This is a genomic window from Burkholderia plantarii, from assembly GCF_001411805.1.
Classification (GTDB): domain Bacteria; phylum Pseudomonadota; class Gammaproteobacteria; order Burkholderiales; family Burkholderiaceae; genus Burkholderia; species Burkholderia plantarii.
In genome coordinates this window covers 1,982,196-1,997,535 of sequence record NZ_CP007213.1, presented here as the reverse complement: position 1 = coordinate 1,997,535, position 15,340 = coordinate 1,982,196, and the positions used below count along the sequence as shown (strand labels likewise).

At 64.7% G+C, this 15,340-nt stretch carries 14 protein-coding genes and 1 pseudogene; 13 read left to right on the top strand and 2 right to left on the bottom strand.

What is annotated here, in order from left to right:
* Nucleotides 1-54: 54 nt before the first annotated feature.
* Both bpln_RS25620 and bpln_RS25615 read left to right on the top strand, forming a co-directional pair.
* A complete protein-coding gene (locus bpln_RS25620) occupies nucleotides 55-1,272 on the top strand; it encodes an alpha-hydroxy acid oxidase (RefSeq protein ID WP_055140381.1) in 1,218 nt (405 codons plus the stop codon).
* Nucleotides 1,269-2,012, top strand: coding sequence for an IclR family transcriptional regulator (locus bpln_RS25615; RefSeq protein WP_055140380.1), 744 nt, complete (start codon nucleotides 1,269-1,271; stop codon nucleotides 2,010-2,012). Before bpln_RS25620 ends, bpln_RS25615 begins: the two co-directional genes overlap by 4 nt.
* A gap of 2 nt (nucleotides 2,013-2,014) precedes the next feature.
* Here bpln_RS25615 and bpln_RS25610 read toward each other — a convergent pair whose 3' ends face one another.
* Nucleotides 2,015-2,728, bottom strand: coding sequence for an IclR family transcriptional regulator (locus tag bpln_RS25610; protein ID WP_042627994.1), 714 nt, complete (start codon nucleotides 2,726-2,728; stop codon nucleotides 2,015-2,017).
* 169 nt (nucleotides 2,729-2,897) lie between these two features.
* Between bpln_RS25610 and bpln_RS25605 the strand changes: the two genes are divergently transcribed.
* The 11 genes and pseudogenes from bpln_RS25605 to bpln_RS34505 form a co-directional block, all read left to right on the top strand.
* Nucleotides 2,898-3,596, top strand: a complete 699-nt coding sequence (locus tag bpln_RS25605) for an RraA family protein (RefSeq protein WP_042627993.1) — start codon at nucleotides 2,898-2,900, stop codon at nucleotides 3,594-3,596.
* Nucleotides 3,596-4,543 carry a hydroxyacid dehydrogenase gene (locus bpln_RS25600; RefSeq protein ID WP_055141221.1) on the top strand — a complete coding sequence of 316 codons (948 nt, stop codon included), beginning with the start codon at nucleotides 3,596-3,598 and terminating at the stop codon, nucleotides 4,541-4,543. The genes bpln_RS25605 and bpln_RS25600 overlap by 1 nt, the downstream gene beginning before the upstream one ends.
* A 19-nt stretch (nucleotides 4,544-4,562) precedes the next feature.
* Nucleotides 4,563-5,486 (top strand): SMP-30/gluconolactonase/LRE family protein, encoded by a 924-nt coding sequence (locus bpln_RS25595; protein WP_042627992.1) that lies wholly within the window; start codon nucleotides 4,563-4,565, stop codon nucleotides 5,484-5,486.
* Between the two features lie 90 nt (nucleotides 5,487-5,576).
* Nucleotides 5,577-6,998, top strand: a complete 1,422-nt coding sequence (locus bpln_RS25590) for an MFS transporter (RefSeq protein ID WP_055140379.1) — start codon at nucleotides 5,577-5,579, stop codon at nucleotides 6,996-6,998.
* A 55-nt stretch (nucleotides 6,999-7,053) separates the two neighbouring features.
* Entirely contained in the window at nucleotides 7,054-8,193 is a 1,140-nt protein-coding gene (locus bpln_RS25585; protein ID WP_148654181.1) for a porin, read from the top strand.
* Nucleotides 8,194-8,206: 13 nt separating this feature from the next.
* On the top strand, nucleotides 8,207-9,253 hold the full coding sequence (locus tag bpln_RS25580) for an amidohydrolase family protein (RefSeq protein WP_042627990.1): 1,047 nt from the start codon (nucleotides 8,207-8,209) through the stop codon (nucleotides 9,251-9,253).
* Nucleotides 9,250-10,536: an MFS transporter gene (locus tag bpln_RS25575; RefSeq protein WP_055140378.1), complete on the top strand. Its 1,287-nt coding sequence runs from the start codon at nucleotides 9,250-9,252 to the stop codon at nucleotides 10,534-10,536. The genes bpln_RS25580 and bpln_RS25575 overlap by 4 nt, the downstream gene beginning before the upstream one ends.
* Nucleotides 10,533-11,753, top strand: a complete 1,221-nt coding sequence (locus bpln_RS25570) for an MFS transporter (RefSeq protein ID WP_055140377.1) — start codon at nucleotides 10,533-10,535, stop codon at nucleotides 11,751-11,753. The genes bpln_RS25575 and bpln_RS25570 overlap by 4 nt, the downstream gene beginning before the upstream one ends.
* An 18-nt stretch (nucleotides 11,754-11,771) precedes the next feature.
* Complete coding sequence (locus bpln_RS25565) at nucleotides 11,772-13,103, top strand: MFS transporter (protein ID WP_042627987.1); 1,332 nt, start codon at nucleotides 11,772-11,774, stop codon at nucleotides 13,101-13,103.
* A gap of 2 nt (nucleotides 13,104-13,105) precedes the next feature.
* Complete coding sequence (locus tag bpln_RS25560; RefSeq protein WP_055140376.1) at nucleotides 13,106-14,038, top strand: amidohydrolase family protein; 933 nt, start codon at nucleotides 13,106-13,108, stop codon at nucleotides 14,036-14,038.
* Nucleotides 14,039-14,253: 215 nt separating this feature from the next.
* Nucleotides 14,254-14,469 (top strand): annotated as a pseudogene (locus tag bpln_RS34505) (IS1096 element passenger TnpR family protein); the annotation flags it as partial.
* Between the two features lie 74 nt (nucleotides 14,470-14,543).
* Here bpln_RS34505 and bpln_RS25555 read toward each other — a convergent pair.
* A complete protein-coding gene (locus bpln_RS25555; RefSeq protein ID WP_148654180.1) occupies nucleotides 14,544-15,338 on the bottom strand; it encodes a hypothetical protein in 795 nt (264 codons plus the stop codon).
* Between the last annotated feature and the right edge of the window lie 2 nt (nucleotides 15,339-15,340).

Here is a 15,340-nt window from a genome sequence, read left to right as displayed (position 1 = left end):
TCCTGGTAGTTACCCCATGACATGCAAGAATCATAATGCCGTTATGATTCTTGCATGACCACCGTGAATCGAACACCCGCCCGGCAACCGCACAAGGCGCTGACGAGGTATCTGTCGCTCGACGACTTCGAGCTTGCAGCCAAACGGCATCTCCCCCGCCCCCTATTTGGCTATATCTCCGGCGGCGCCGAGCGCAACGCATCGCTCGACGACAACCAACGCGCGTATGCCGAGTACCGGTTCATCACGCGTGTGTTGCGCGACGTATCCAAGCGTTCACATTCGATGACATTGTTCGGCCACACCTGGTCGGCGCCGTTCGGCATCGCACCGATGGGCATCTCGGCACTGTCCGCCTATCGCGGCGATCTCGTCCTGGCGCAGGCAGCCCGACGCGCCGATATCCCGATGATCATGAGCGGCTCGTCGCTCATTCCCCTGGAAACGGTGGCACACGCCGCGCCACGGACCTGGTTCCAGGCATATCTGCCTGGAGAACCCGACAAGATCCATGCCCTCGTCGAGCGAGTCGAGCGCGCAGGCTACGAAACGCTGGTATTGACGGTCGATACCGCCGTGCTCGCGAATCGCGAGAACAACGTTCGCGCCGGGTTCTCGACACCGCTCAAGCCGAGCCTGCGTCTTGCCATGGATGGCCTCACGCATCCGCGCTGGTTGTTTGGCACGGCGCTGAAGACGCTGGCCAGGCACGGCATGCCGCATTTCGAAAACTCTTATGCGACGCGCGGTGCTCCGATCTTCTCGCGCCGCGTGGCACGCGATTTCGGTGCGAAAGATCATCTGAACTGGGAACATGTCGAGCAGATTCGGCGGCAGTGGAAAGGCAGGCTGATCATCAAGGGGCTGCTTGCCGCCGACGATGCGAGCATGGCGAGCGATCGCGGCGTGGACGGCGTCATCGTATCGAACCACGGCGGGCGCCAACTCGACGGGGCCGTGGCGCCGCTGCGGGTGCTGCCGGAAATCGCGGCGGCGGTCAGGGGACGCATTCCGGTCATGATCGACGGCGGCATCCGGCGCGGCACCGACGTGCTGAAGGCGCTCGCGCTGGGTGCTGATTTCGTATTCGTCGGACGCCCCTTCAACTACGCGGCGGCGGTCGCCGGAGAAGCCGGCGTCGATCACGCCATTGCCATACTTCGCGCCGAAGTGCAGCGCAACCTCGGACTGCTCGGCCTCAACGCCCTCGATGAGCTCGGTCCGCACATGTTGTTGAAAGACGGCGCCACCGATAATGGACCGCTCGCATGAAACACGAAGACGAACCCGTTGATCGTTCGGTAGCCGCCGTCGACCGGACGCTGCGACTACTCGAAGCCTTCCTGGGCCAACCGGGCACGCGCTCGCTCGGCGAGCTCGAAGCGCGAACCGGTCTGTTCAAGAGCGTGATCCTGCGCTACATGCTGTCGCTGGAGGCCAGGGGCTTCGTCCACAAAGAGACGAGCGGCGCCTACCGACTCGGCATCAAGGCATCGCAGCTCGGCAAGGCATTCGATGGTGGCATCGATCTGGTCGACACGCTGGCGCCCATCGTCGATCGGCTGATGCGAAAGACCAGACATAGCGCGTCGGTCTACGTACGCGACGGCAACTCGCGTGTGTGCCTCGTACGCGCCGAGCCCGATCGCGTCGTGCGCGTGGCGATCCGGGCAGGCACCCGGCGCCCGATCGACAAAACCGCCTCGGGGCAGGCATTCAAGCGCTTCGGCACACTCACGACTGCGGCGCTGGGAGAGAACGGCCTGGACAACGTGAGCGTATCGGCAGGCGTAGGCGACCCGCTGCTGGCCTCGATGTCGATGCCGCTGTTCGGCGCCGGCAATGGCTTCGTGGGCGTGCTCACGCTGTCGGGCGTCATCGGCGATTTCGATGTGGACGATCGTGGATTGCGATCGACGCTCCATGCGGAAGCGTCGATCGCCAGTACGCAGTTGGGCGCGGTCGTGCCGAGGACGAAACTCACGCCACGCCGCCGGCCCGCATCGAAATGATTTCAGCCGCGAGCGTACATCTGCTCGCAGAAGGCCAGGCTCGCCCCAAGCTTCCTGGACAGATCCGATGCCGCGCGCAATTGCGGCTCGATCAATTCGCCGGTTTCGTGCGCCGCGCTCAGACGCGACGCGGGACCGGACAAGGCGAGCGCCGCCATGAAGCGATCGCCGGCACCGAACACGGGCGTCGCAAACCCGGCGGTGTGCGTATCGCGAGCGCCTGACGTGAACCACGGAAACGGCGGCAGCGTGTCGTAGATCGGCTCGCCGACGCCCCAGAAGCGGATCACATGGCTGATCGCGGTGTCGTCCAGCGGCAGCGCGGTGCCCGGAAGCCGGGTTTCACGCAGCCCCTCGGAGGGTTCGGCACGAAAAAGACAAAGCCGTTGCCCGTTGTCGAGCACATAGTAGGACGCGCTTTCGCGTGTCTGCGCCGCAAGCGCGTGCAACGCCGGTTCGACGATCGTCGAAAGATGGAACGATTGCTCGTAGAGCTTGCCTAGGTACAGCAGTCGCGCGCCGAGGGCATATTCGCCCGACTCGGCTCGTACCACGTAGCCCATTCGTTCCAGTGAATTCATCAACCGGTACACGGTTGTCTTGTGCATGCCCGAGGCCTGCGCAAGCGCGGCCAGCGCGAGCTTTTCCTTCCCCGGCCTGAAACAGTCGAGCAGCGACAGCGCTTTCTCGACCGCGGCAACTCCATCGTTTCCCATTGCTCCGAACTCCCCCGATCGTGGCGATTCAAGATTGTACATCGTACAACGACGTTTCATGGTGTAAAGGGGTAAACCTGAATGGCTCATTTTGAATCATCGACGCTATAGTCATTTCATCATGTACACCTATGTTGTACATCGTACAACTTTCAGCGAAGGATTCTTTATGAGCGCGCTTCCTACCGGACACATTTCCATCAATCGCCACATCGAACGCGTGTCGCCCGATCTCGTGACAGCGGCGGGCAAGTTTCAGGCAGCGATCCTGGCCGACGTCGCCGGCCGTCGCGGCACGATCAATGGCCGGGTCAGGGCACTGTCGCCGACGATGAAGGTGGCGGGGTCGGCCATCACGGTCGAGGTGCGTCCCGGCGACAACCTCGCGATCCATGCCGCGCTCGCGATCGCTCAGCCCGGAGACGTCATCGTGGTCGATGGCAAGGGCGACCAGAGCTGCGCGCTGATTGGCGAAATCATGGCGTCGCAGGCAAAGGCGAGTGGCCTGGCGGGTTTCGTCATCGACGCCGCGGTGCGTGATTCGCACGAACTGGCGACGTGGGACTTTCCGGTGTTCTCGGTCGGCACGAACCCCTGCGGCCCGACCAAAAGCGTTGCCGGCCGCCTCAATTTCCCGATCTCGGTCGGCGGCGCCGCGGTCAACCCGGGCGATCTGATCGTCGGCGATGCGGACGGCGTAGTCGTGATTCCGCGCGGCGACGTCGCCCGCGTCGTCGATCTCGCCGCGAAAAAGCTGGCAAGCGAAACCGCCCGCCTCGCCGGCATCGCGAAGGGTGAACTGCGCCCGACGTGGATCGAGAAGGAACTGCGTGCCGCTGGCATGCTGGCAGAAGGAGAGGCGCTGTGATGCAAGCCGTCATGAACAAACCCGTGGTCCTGGTCACGGCCGCCGATCTCGCGCCCGAGGCGCTCGACATGCTGTCTCCCTTCGATGTGGTGTTTGCCGGCAAGCAGCCGACCGAAGACGACATCGTCGCGCTCTGCACACGTCGTGACCCGGTCGCGATCATCGTTCGCTACGGCAAGGTCAATGCGCGGATCATGGACGCCGCCGGCAATCTCCAGGTGATCTCGAAGCATGGCAGTGGCATCGACGTGATCGACCAGCCAGCGGCGGCCGAGCGCGGCATCGCGGTGCGCGCCGCAACGGGTGCCAATGCCGCGGCAGTCGCGGAACATGCCTGGGCGCTGATCCTCGCATGCGCGAAAGCGGTACCGCAGCTCGATGCGCGAATGCGCTCGGGTCATTGGGACAAGTCGATCCACAAGTCGATCGAATTGAACGACCGCACACTCGGCCTCGTCGGGCTTGGCGCCATCGGGCGCCGCGTGGCGGCGGCCGGCATCGCGTTCGGCATGAAGGTCATCGCCTTCGATCCCTATGCCAAGGAAGCCCCGGCCGGCGTGACGCTCGTCGCGCTCGACGAGCTCTACGCCGCCTCGGATGTGATATCGCTGCACTGCCCGCTCACCGACGACAATCGCAAGATGCTCGATGCCGCGGCGTTCGCGCGCTTCAAGCAAGGGGCGATTCTGGTCAACACGGCGCGCGGCGGCCTGATCGACGAAGCGGCACTGGTCGATGCGCTCGCGAGCGGCCGCCTGCGGGCGGCGGGGCTCGACAGTTTCGCGATCGAGCCGAAACCGCATCCCCATCCGTTCGACGGCATCGCGAACCTGATCCTGTCGCCCCACGTCGGCGGCGTCAGCGACACGGCATACGTGAACATGGGCACGGCCGCGGCAGCCAACGTGATCGCCGTGCTGGAAGCGCACGCGGGCAAGGCCGCCTGACCTACGCGAGGAAACGGACATGTTTTTCCTGAGCGCGCCCGAAGTGCGCGAAACCGAAGTCTTCACGCGAATGCCCGATGCGTTCCGCAAGCCCGAGGTGCAAACCGACTGGGCGCGCGCCAATCGCGGCGGGCAGCCCACCGACTCGTTCCTCGAAGGCCCGGTGTGGGACCCGGCGGGCCATCTGTTCGTCACCGACATCCCGCACGGCCGCATCTTCCGCATCTCGGCCAACGGCGAGTGGGAACTGGTCGTGCAATACGAGGGCGAGCCCAACGGCATGAAGCGCTACGACGACGCGCATCTGCTGATCACCGACTATCGCAACGGCCTGATGCTGCTCGACATCGAGCGCGGCACCGTGCGGCCGTTTCTCGAGCGCCGCAATTCCGAGCGCTTTCGCGGCGTCAACGACCTCAGCTTCGACTCGCGCGGCAACCTGTACTTCACGGACCAGGGGCAATCAGGCCTGCATGACCCGACCGGGCGCGTCTATCGCCTCTCGCCGGACGGCAAGCTCGACATGCTGCTCGGTAACTGTCCGAGCCCGAACGGCCTGGTGCTGTCGCCCGACGAGAAGGTGCTGTTCGTCGGCATGACGCGAGGCAACAGCGTATGGCGCGTACCGCTGCAAGCGGACGGATCGGTGAGCAAGGTCGGCCAGTTCTTCACCTCGTACGGGCCGAGCGGCCCCGACGGCCTGACCGTCGACAACGACGGGCGGGTCCTCGTGGCCAATCCCGGACTCGGATACGTCTGGGTATTGAATCATCGCGGCGAGCCGGTCGAAGTCCTGACCAATTCCGCGGGCACGTCGCTGACCAACCTGTGTTTCGGCGGTGACGACATGAAGACGCTCTACATGACCGAATCCGTGTCGGGAACCGTGCTCAAGACGCGGATGAAAACCGCCGGGCCGCTACCGCACCGCGCGAGGCAATAGACAGCGGCAGGGAGATGAGCCGCGAACCCCACGGCTCACGCCCGACCGTCATTGACACACCGCGCCGTAGAGCGCGGCGGAGGAGCAAGCATGGAAAGCAATCCGGCGCTGCGCGTCGATGCGCAAGCACATCAAACCCGAGTCGGCGGCGACGCAGGCGGCTCGACCGCGTCGTCCGCTCCCCCGATGTCCGGGGACGAGTACGCGGCCAGCGAACGCACGCTCGCGAAAGCGTTCCGGCGCATCCTGCCGTTCATCTTCGCGTGCTACGTCGTGAGCTATCTGGATCGCACGAACGTCGGCTTCGCCGCGCTGACGATGAACCAGGACCTGGGGCTGAGCGCCGAACAATTCGGGCTCGGTGCCGGTCTCTTCTTCATCGGCTACTTCCTCTTCGAGATCCCGAGCAACCTGGTCATGCAGAGGGTCGGCGCTCGCGTCTGGATCGCGCGGATCATGATCACGTGGGGGCTGCTCTCGATGGCGACCGCCCTCGTGGTCGGTCCCAAGAGCTTCGCGGCGGCGCGCTTTCTGCTCGGCATCGCCGAAGCCGGCTTCACGCCGGGCATCTACCTGTATTTCACCCACTGGTTTCCAGGGAAGTGGCGGGCAAAGGTGACGGCCGCGTTTCTGGTCGGCATTCCGGTCGCGAACATGATCGGCTCGCCGATCTCGGGCGCGCTGTTGCAACTCGGCGGCGCGCACGGCCTGCGCAGCTGGCAGTGGCTGCTGATGATCGAAGGCCTGCCGGCGGTGCTGCTCGGCATCGCGTGCCTGTTCGTGCTGTCCGATCGGCCGGCAAAGGCGCGCTGGCTCACCGACGATGAAAAGCGTTCGCTGGAGAAACGCCTGGCGCTGGAACAGGGCGCTATCGGCGCAAAGCACGGCAACAAGCTGAAGGATGCGCTGACCAACTGGCGGGTTTTCGTGCTCGCGCTGATCAACTTTTGCGGAATCGTCGGTTCGGTCGGGGTCGGCATCTGGATGCCGCAGATCATCAGGCAGTTCGGAGTGAGCCACACGGCGGTGGGCTGGCTGACCGCGATTCCCTACGCGACCGGAGCCGTGGTGATGCTGCTGTGGGCGAGGCTCGCGCGCCGCTCGGCGAACTGCATTCCCTATGTGGCCGGCGCGCTGGCGGTCGCGGCGTTCGCGTTGTGCCTGTCCGGCTTCACCGACGTGCCCGCGCTCAAGCTGGTGGCGTTGTGCTTCACGGTGAGCGGCATTCTCGCCTTCCAGGCGACCTACTGGGCGATCCCGTCCGGCTTCCTGACCGGTCGCGCCGCGGCGGGCGGCCTCGCGCTGATCGTATCGGTCGGCAATCTCGGCGGCTTCGTGGGGCCGTCGATGATCGGCGCGCTGAGGCAACTATCCGGTGGCTTCACGTGGCCCCTGATCGCGATCGCGGCGGTCATGCTGGCCGGCGCATTGATCACCGCATGGCTCGGCGATCCGGGCGCCGATGCGGGCGCATCCAGCAATGCGTCCAGGCCGTCGTCAACCGGCAGATAAACAGGCTTTCAAGCAGCACCATTCCTATAAATCAATGATTGTGTTTGGAGACACCATGTCGTTGAAAATTCGTCGTACTAAAAGATCGCCCTCCCGCACCACCCTGCTCGTCACCACCGGCGCGTGCCTGGTGGCCGGATCGGCATGCGCGCAAAGCAGCGTCACGTTGTACGGCATCGTGGACGCCGGGATCGAACATATCAACAACACGCCGGCCGGCGGCAGCCAGACCCGCCAGGTATCGGGCAACCTGTCGGGTTCGCGTTGGGGCCTGCGCGGCGTCGAAGACCTCGGAAACGGCATGAAGGCGATCTTCGATCTCGAGGACGGCTTCAACATCAACGACGGCACGACCTCACAAAGCACCAAGGGACTCGGTGCGAACGCCGCAACCACGCAACGGCTGTTCGGCCGTCAGGCATGGGTCGGCCTCAACTATGCGGGCCAGCAACTGAGCCTGGGCCGCCAAAACGCGCTGCTCTACGACGTCTCGGTGCCGTTCGATCCGATGGGCGCGTCGTCGCGCTACTCGATCCTGTCCGTCGACTACGCCATGGCCGCGCGGATCGACGACTCTGTGAAGTACGTCGGCAACTTCGGTCCCGTCACGGTGGCCGCCATGTACAGCACGCGCTACGACGCCGGCTACGGCAGCGAGGTGCCCGGCGCGCAACTCACGGGCCGCTTCTTCAGCGGCGAGCTGACCTACACGAGCGGCCCGTTCGCCGCGACCGCCGTCTACGAGCAGCGCAACAGCAACACGGTGGCCACCAACACGGCCAGCGAACGGCGCGCCTACGTGGCCGCGACCTACAACTTCGGCCCGGTCAAGGGCTTCGCCGGCTACCGCTGGTTGCGGGACGACGATGCGTTTCAACCCGTCAATCCGATCGTCGCGCAGGGTGGTCAAGCGAGCACCGCGAATCTCTATTACGCCGGCTTGCAGTACTACGTGACACCCGCTTTCCAGTTGACCGCCTCCGGCTACTACCAGGACGTGCATGGCACCAACGCCGATCCTTGGCTCGCCGTATTGATGGCCGACTACGCCTTGTCCAAGCGCACCGACCTGTACGCGGTCGCGGGCTACGCACGCAACAAGGGCAACTCCGCGCTCGGCGTCAACGGCTACGGCACGGTGGCCCCCGGCTACAACCAGACCGGGATCGCGATCGGCATGCGATCGAAGTTCTGACACGGAACCCACCATGCAGATCGTCCACGCCCCGCATCTGCCGATCCGAGCCGACTGGCTCGCATCGCGCGAAGAAGCGATCCTCGAACCCGAGCTGCCCGTCGTCGACGCCCATCATCATCTCTGGGACAGGCAGTCGGGCCGCTACCTGGCCCACGAATTCCGCGACGATCTCGCCAGCGGGCATCGAATCGTCTCGACCGTCTACGTCCAGTGCCGCTCGATGCTGCGATCGACGGGGCCGGAGGCGCTGAAACCTGTCGGCGAGGTCGAGTTCGCGACGGGCGTGGCCGCGATGTTCGCGAGCGGCGCATACGGAGCAACGCGGGCATGCGATGCCATCGTCGGCGGCGCGGACCTGGCGCTTGCCTCGGAGGTGGCACCGGTGCTCGAGGCGATGCTCGAGGTATCGGGCGGACGGCTGCGCGGCATCCGCAACCCGCTCGCGTGGCACGAGGATCCGGCCGTTGTCTCCAGTCCTGCGACGCCGCCGCGAGACCGCATGGCGAGTCCGGCTTTCGTGCGCGGCGTGCAGACGCTCGAACGCTACGCGCTGACGCTCGACGCCTGGGTCTATCACACGCAGCTCGATGCCTTGTACGAATTGGCGAAGGCCGCCCCGGCGGTGACCATCGTCATCGACCATTTCGGCGGCCCGCTCGGCGTCGGACCTCACGCCGGGCGGCATGACGAAGCCCGTCGAGCCTGGGCACAGGCACTGCGAAAGCTCGCGTCGCTGCCGAATACGCGGATGAAACTCGGCGGCGCCGGCATGCCCGTATTCGGTTTCGACTTCGCGGCACGGGAGTGCGCGCCGTCGTCGGAAACGCTCGCTGCCGCCTGGCGCCCCTATTTCGACACCTGCATCGAACTGTTCGGCGTCGAGCGCTGCATGTTCGAAAGCAACTTCCCGGTCGACAAGGGCATGTTCAGCTACCACGTGGTGTGGAACGCGTTCAAGCGACTGGCCCAGGCCATGTCCGCCGCCGAGAAGGCGGCACTTTTCAGCCGCACGGCGGCATCGACGTACCGCTTGCCCATTCCGGGAGACCAATCATGAAGACAGGCGCAATCCTGCCGTCCAAGGCCGCCATCGAGCATGGGAACGACGGCACCCGCTATCGCGACATCACGCGCGCCGAGCGCCGCTCGCTGACGCTGGCCGGCCTCGGCTGGACCTTCGAGAGCTACGACTCGTTCCTCTTGTCGCTGCTGCTGCCAACGCTCGCGTTGCAGTTCGGCTTGAGCAAGGCGCAACTCGGCCTCTTCACCAGCATCACGGCCGCCGGCCAGATACTGGGCGGCATTCTGTTCGGCTATGTGTCCGACCGGATCGGGCGCGTACGCACCGCGCTCCTGTGCATCGGCATCTATTCCCTGTTTTCCGGGTTGCTTGCATTGGCACCCAACGAGCAGACGTTCGCCGCGCTGCGCTTTTGCGGCGCGCTCGGCATGGGCGGCACGTGGACCGCCGGTGCCGCGTTGATCGCGGAAACCTGGCATGCCAATCGTCGTGGCAAAGGCGGCGCGCTGATGCAGATGGGCCTGCCGGTCGGCGCGATCCTCGCGATCACGATCGCGGGCATCGTCAGCAACATGAACGGTGGGCTGGCGGGCCACGGCTGGCGCCTGCTGTTCCTGATCGGCGCGCTGCCGTTCTTTCTGTTGTCCTGGGTCGCGCGCCGGACACCGGAATCGCCCATCTGGCTCAAGCGGCACGAACAGGCGAAGCGCACCTCGGCAAAGGCCGCCGGCTCGCACGTCGGCGCTCTGAACGTGCGTGGCCTCGCGACGGCGTTCCTGTTCATCTTCTTCCTGCAATACCTGTATTGGGGCGTCTTCACCTGGACGCCGACGTTTCTCGTCGCGGTCAAGCACCTCGATTTCGTGCATAGCCTGAAGTTCGTGCTGTCGCTGCAGTTCGGCGCCATCACCGGGTTCCTGCTGTTCTCGGCCCTGGTCGACAGGCTCGGGCGACGCCCGATGTTCATCGCGTACCTGCTGGTCGGCGCGGTGGCCGTGTTCGTCTACATCCTGTCGACCAGCACCGTGCTGCTGATGGCGGCGATCTTCTTCACCGGCTTCAGCGTCAACGGCATCTTCGCGGGCGCCGGTCCGTTTCTGGCGGAAATCATCGGCGACACCGCCTCGCGCGGCTTCTTCATGGGTCTGGCATACAACGGCGGCCGGCTGGGCGGCTTCATCGCGCCGTTGATCATCGGTGCGCTGGCGTCGACCTCCGGCGGCTTCGTGCTCGGCCTTTCCACCACGATCGTCGCGTTCGTCGCCGCCGCGATCGTGGTGTTCTTCGCGCCGGAAACGCGCGGGAAAGCGCTGTCATGATGATGAGCCTGGCCAACCGGCTCTTTCCCGCACTCGCGGAGGCCTCGCTGCGGCGCTACCTGAGCGGACAGATCGCATCGGTGCTGGGCAGCTGGACACAGAACGTCACGCTCAATCTGCTCGTGTATCACCTGTCCGGTTCCGCCGCGATCCTCGCCCTGCTCAATTTCCTGCTCTTCGGCCCCCAGCTGATCGTGGCGCCCGTGGCGGGATCGCGGATCCAGTCGGAGAACGCGCGGCGCGTCACGCTGTGCGTACTGATGACATCGCTCGCGCTGACCGCGAGCCTGTTCGTGCTGTCGTTCGCCGGCATGCTCGGTGTCAAGCTGATTCTCGCGCACGCGCTCGCGATCGGCATATCCAGCGCGATCGAGGTGCCGGCGCGTCAGGTGTTGTTGCTGTCGAGCCTGCGCGATGCCAGTCTCACATCGAATGCCGTCGCGATGAACACGATGGTCTACAACGTCGGGCGCATGGTCGGCCCCACCATCGCCGGCTTCGTCTACCCCGCCTTCGGCGAGCGCATGTCGTTCGCGATCTACATGGCGGCGCTGGGCTTCATGGCGGCCTGCATACGCTCGATCCGATTGAACTCGGACGTGCCGGCGAAGCAGGCCAGCGGGCTGCGCGACGCGGTCGACTACGTGATGGCGGACGAGTTTTCCGCGCGCTACCTGCCGATCCTCGCCTGTATCGGGCTGTTCGCGGGCAGCTACCAGACGCTCGTGCCGCTGCTCGCCGATCGCGCCTATCACGATGCCGCGTACTTCACCGGCCTGTTCTTCGCATGCGCGGGAGCGGGCTCGCTGTCGGCGGCGGTGCTGCTCTCGTCGGCGCTCGGGCCGCGGGCTTCGGCACGTTTCATCGCCTGGTCGCCATGGACGGCGGTCACGGCGCTGCTCGTCCTGGCCGTGATCACCAACGCCGTCGCATCGGGGCCCGCCTTCTATGCGCTCGGATTCAGCCTCACCTTTGCCGCGACCTCGACCAACGCCACCATCCAGCGCCGCTGCCCGGAGCACGTGCGAGGCGGGCTCGTCGGCATGTACGGCATGGCCTACAACGGCACGATGCCGTTCGGCTATCTGTTGGTCGGCACCGCGTCGGAGGCGCTGGGCGTGCGCAATACCTTCTGCGCGATGGCCGCGATGCTGGCCACCGGCGTGCTGTCGATCACGCTGCTGCAAACATTCAGAAAACAGCGCTCCGGCGCTTGAGAACACAGGAGACAGGACATGGAAATGGAATCGACGGACGACGCGTTGCTCGAGCGTCAAACGATGCGCAAGGTGATCTGGCGATTGCTGCCGTTCCTGATGATCTGCTACCTGATGGCGTTCATCGATCGCGGCAACGTCGGCATGGCATCGCTCCAGATGAATCACGACCTGAGCATGTCGGCGAGAACATTCGGCTTTGGCGCAAGCCTCTTTTTCGTTTCGTATTTCCTCTGCGAAGTGCCGAGCAATCTCGCACTCGAAAAGTATGGCGCACGCCGTTGGCTCGCGCGGATCATGATCACCTGGGGCATCGTGTCGGCATCGACGGCATTGGTGCAGAACGCCACGGGCTTCTACATCCTGCGCTTCTTGCTCGGCGCGGCGGAGGCGGGTTTCGCGCCGGGCGTGCTGTTGTACCTGTCGTACTGGGTACCGAAGAAATATCGTGCCCGGGCCGTCGCGACGTTCATGGTGTCGATCCCCGCCGCAAGCTTCATCGGCTCCCCGATCTCCGCGCTGCTGCTGCAAATGGACGGCATTGCCGGCTTGCGCGGCTGGCATTGGCTGTTCGTGCTCGAGGGGCTGCCGACCGTCGTGCTGGGCCTTGCCTGCCTGTTCATGCTGACCGACAGGCCGGCCGAGGCCACCTGGCTGAGCAAGGAGGAGCGCGGCTGGCTGCTCGGCGCGCTCGCTTCGGAGCGCAAGGCGCCGAAAAAGGTCGGGGCGATGCCCGTGACCCGTCTGTTCCGCAATCGCTATGTGCTGTGTCTCGCGCTCGTCGATACCTGCGCATCGGCGGCGGGCAGTACCTTGTCGGTATGGCAACCGCAGTTGCTGAAATCGTACGGACTCACCGTGTTGCAGACTGGTCTGCTCAATGCGATTCCCTACGCGCTCGCTTCCGTACTGATGATCTACTGGGGACGCCGCTCGGATCGACTCGCCGAACATCGCTGGCATACCGTCGTGCCGATGCTGCTGATCGGCCTCGGCCTCTTCGCGACCTCGTTCACCGGCTCGCTCGCGCCGACCGTTCTCATGTTGTGCGCCGTGCTGGTTGGCGCCTATGCATTCAAGGGACCATTCTGGACACTCGCCACCGACATGCTGTCGAACAGCACGGTGGCCGCCGGCCTCGCCACGGTCAATGCCATCGCGAATCTGCTGGGCGGCGGCCTGATGGTGAACGTATATGGCTGGGTGAAGCAGGCAACCGGCAGCTACTCGCTCGCGCTGATGCCGCTGGCGATCCTCACGCTCGTCAGCGTGGCGACGCTGCTGCTGCTCACGCGCAACGGCCCCACCGGACGAGTGCCGGTGCTCGACAACAACGTGGAGGCAATCTGACCATGTCGCGAATGAATCGACGTGAATTCATGTGTGGCGCGAGTAGCTTGCTGGCGGCAGCCGCCCTGCCCTCGCTCGCCCAAGCGCAGCAGGACTGGACCAGTGGAAGCACGCCACCGGCATTCACGCTGCCTGCGGGAGCGATCGACTGCCATATGCACATCTACGACGATCGCTTTCCGGCGGTACCCGGCACGACGCTGCGTCCGCCGAACGCGTCCATCGAGCAATATCGCCATGTGCAGAAACGCCTGGGTGTGCAGCGCAACGTCGTCGTCACGCCATCGACCTACGGCACCGACAATCGTGTGACGCTCGACGCGATAGCGCAGTTCGGCAAGAACGCACGCGGTGTCGCCGTCATCGACACATCGATCACCGACGGGGCGTTGCACACGCTGGATGCGGGCGGCATTCGCGCGATCCGCTTCAATCTGAGCTATCCGGGCGCGACCACGCTCGACATGCTCGCGCCACTCGCCAAGCGCATCACACCGCTGGGCTGGCATGTCGAGCTGGTGATCCAGGGCAAGCGTCTTCCGGAAATCGAATCTCATTTGACGGCCCTGCCGTGCCCGCTCGTACTCGATCACATCGCGCATGTTCCGCAGCCGGACGGCATGGCATCGGAGGGCTTTCGCGTGGCGCGGAGGCTGGTCGACAAGGGCAATACATGGATTACGCTGTCCGGGCCGTACGTCGATACGAAAAGTGGCGCGCCCTTGTTCGGCGATGTCGCGGCCGTGGCGAAGGCTTTTATCGATATGGCGCCGGAACGAATGTTGTGGGGCACCGACTGGCCGCATCCGACCGAGAAAGGCACAAAACCCGACGATGCGAACCTGGTCGATGTCATCGCCGGGTGGCTCGGGCGCGCCGATCGGCAGGAAATGGCGTTCGTGACGAACCCCGAAAAGCTCTATCGTTTCGAGTGAGCCTCGCCATTCACGGCACGACGATATCCCGCTGCCTCTGAATGGGGAATCCGAGGCGAGGCGCAGGCGGGCAAGCGTGAGCGACCGGCCATCGGAAGGCGCCACGGCAACTACAGCGCCATACTTCCGCGTAGGGCGGGTTCGGCGGCAAGCACAACGGTACCGGCGGTGCGGACCACGCTGCGCCACCGGCCGGCACTTCGCCCTGAAGCGGCATCATCGATGGTGCTCGCGCGTGCCCGCCAGAAGACGTGGGCGGCCCGCCTGGCTACGACGCGTTCCTGAACACGCTATCCAACGATCCGAATAGCGAAGAGGCAGAACATTACCGAAACCGGGTTGGCCCCGGCTTCGATGCCGATCGGTTCGATCTGCGTGCGGCCAATGCCACGCTGCTGCGCATGGCGTCCAATCGTTGGGGAAACCGGTAACTCACGCCGTCAAGACGGTATCGGCCCCACACTTACGGTAGTCGTTGATAGTGATCCCTTGAATATTTTCCAGATCAAACCGGGCGACTCGCCCATGCTGCGGCGAGATAATCGTGTCCGGGCACATAGGGCCTCAGCAGAAAGGCGTGACGCCGGGTCAGCCCATCCGCAAAGAAGTACCAGTCGCCAATCGCGCCTTGATCCGCTTCGTACGTCTTGTCGAGGGGAAGGCGTCGCTGGATCCGGGGCCACAGATCGGCATGCAAATCGCGCCATCGTGACGGTCTGCCGTTGTCGATCGCCGGGATGAAAGTCCTGATGCTGTAGCAGTCATCTTGCACTTCACCGACGAACACACCCTCCTCACACACCAGCCCCAACTGCAGCCATTTGTCCCGATAGATCCATGGCTGCAACCAGTAGATATTCGCCATGGCGGTATAGAGGCGCGCGCGAATCTCGTCCTCGCCGGTGCGGCCCGTCCGCTCGATGATCCGTTGCATTGCATGCTGGCTCACCTCGATCCGGTACATCAGACCGTCTTCCGGCCGAACAGCCGACGAACAGACGAAGAAGAAAAAATCCAGCCCGCCGGTAGCACCGCGCTGCTCGAACAGCCCGCAGTACAGGGTCATTTCGCCAAGACGTATCAGCGGAAACGGGATGAGGTGCCTGTCGAGTTCGGGCTTCAGAACGCGCTCCATGTAGCGGAAGGCTTTTCTGCCGCTCATTCCCGGTTGCCACTGCTTCGAGATGCGCTTGATCGTGCCGTCGAATACCCGGAGGAACGTGAACTGCGAGGTCGCCTCCGAGATAATTCGTGCTCGCCCCTTCGCCACGCGGGGATCGATAAAGTGTGGATGGTCCATCA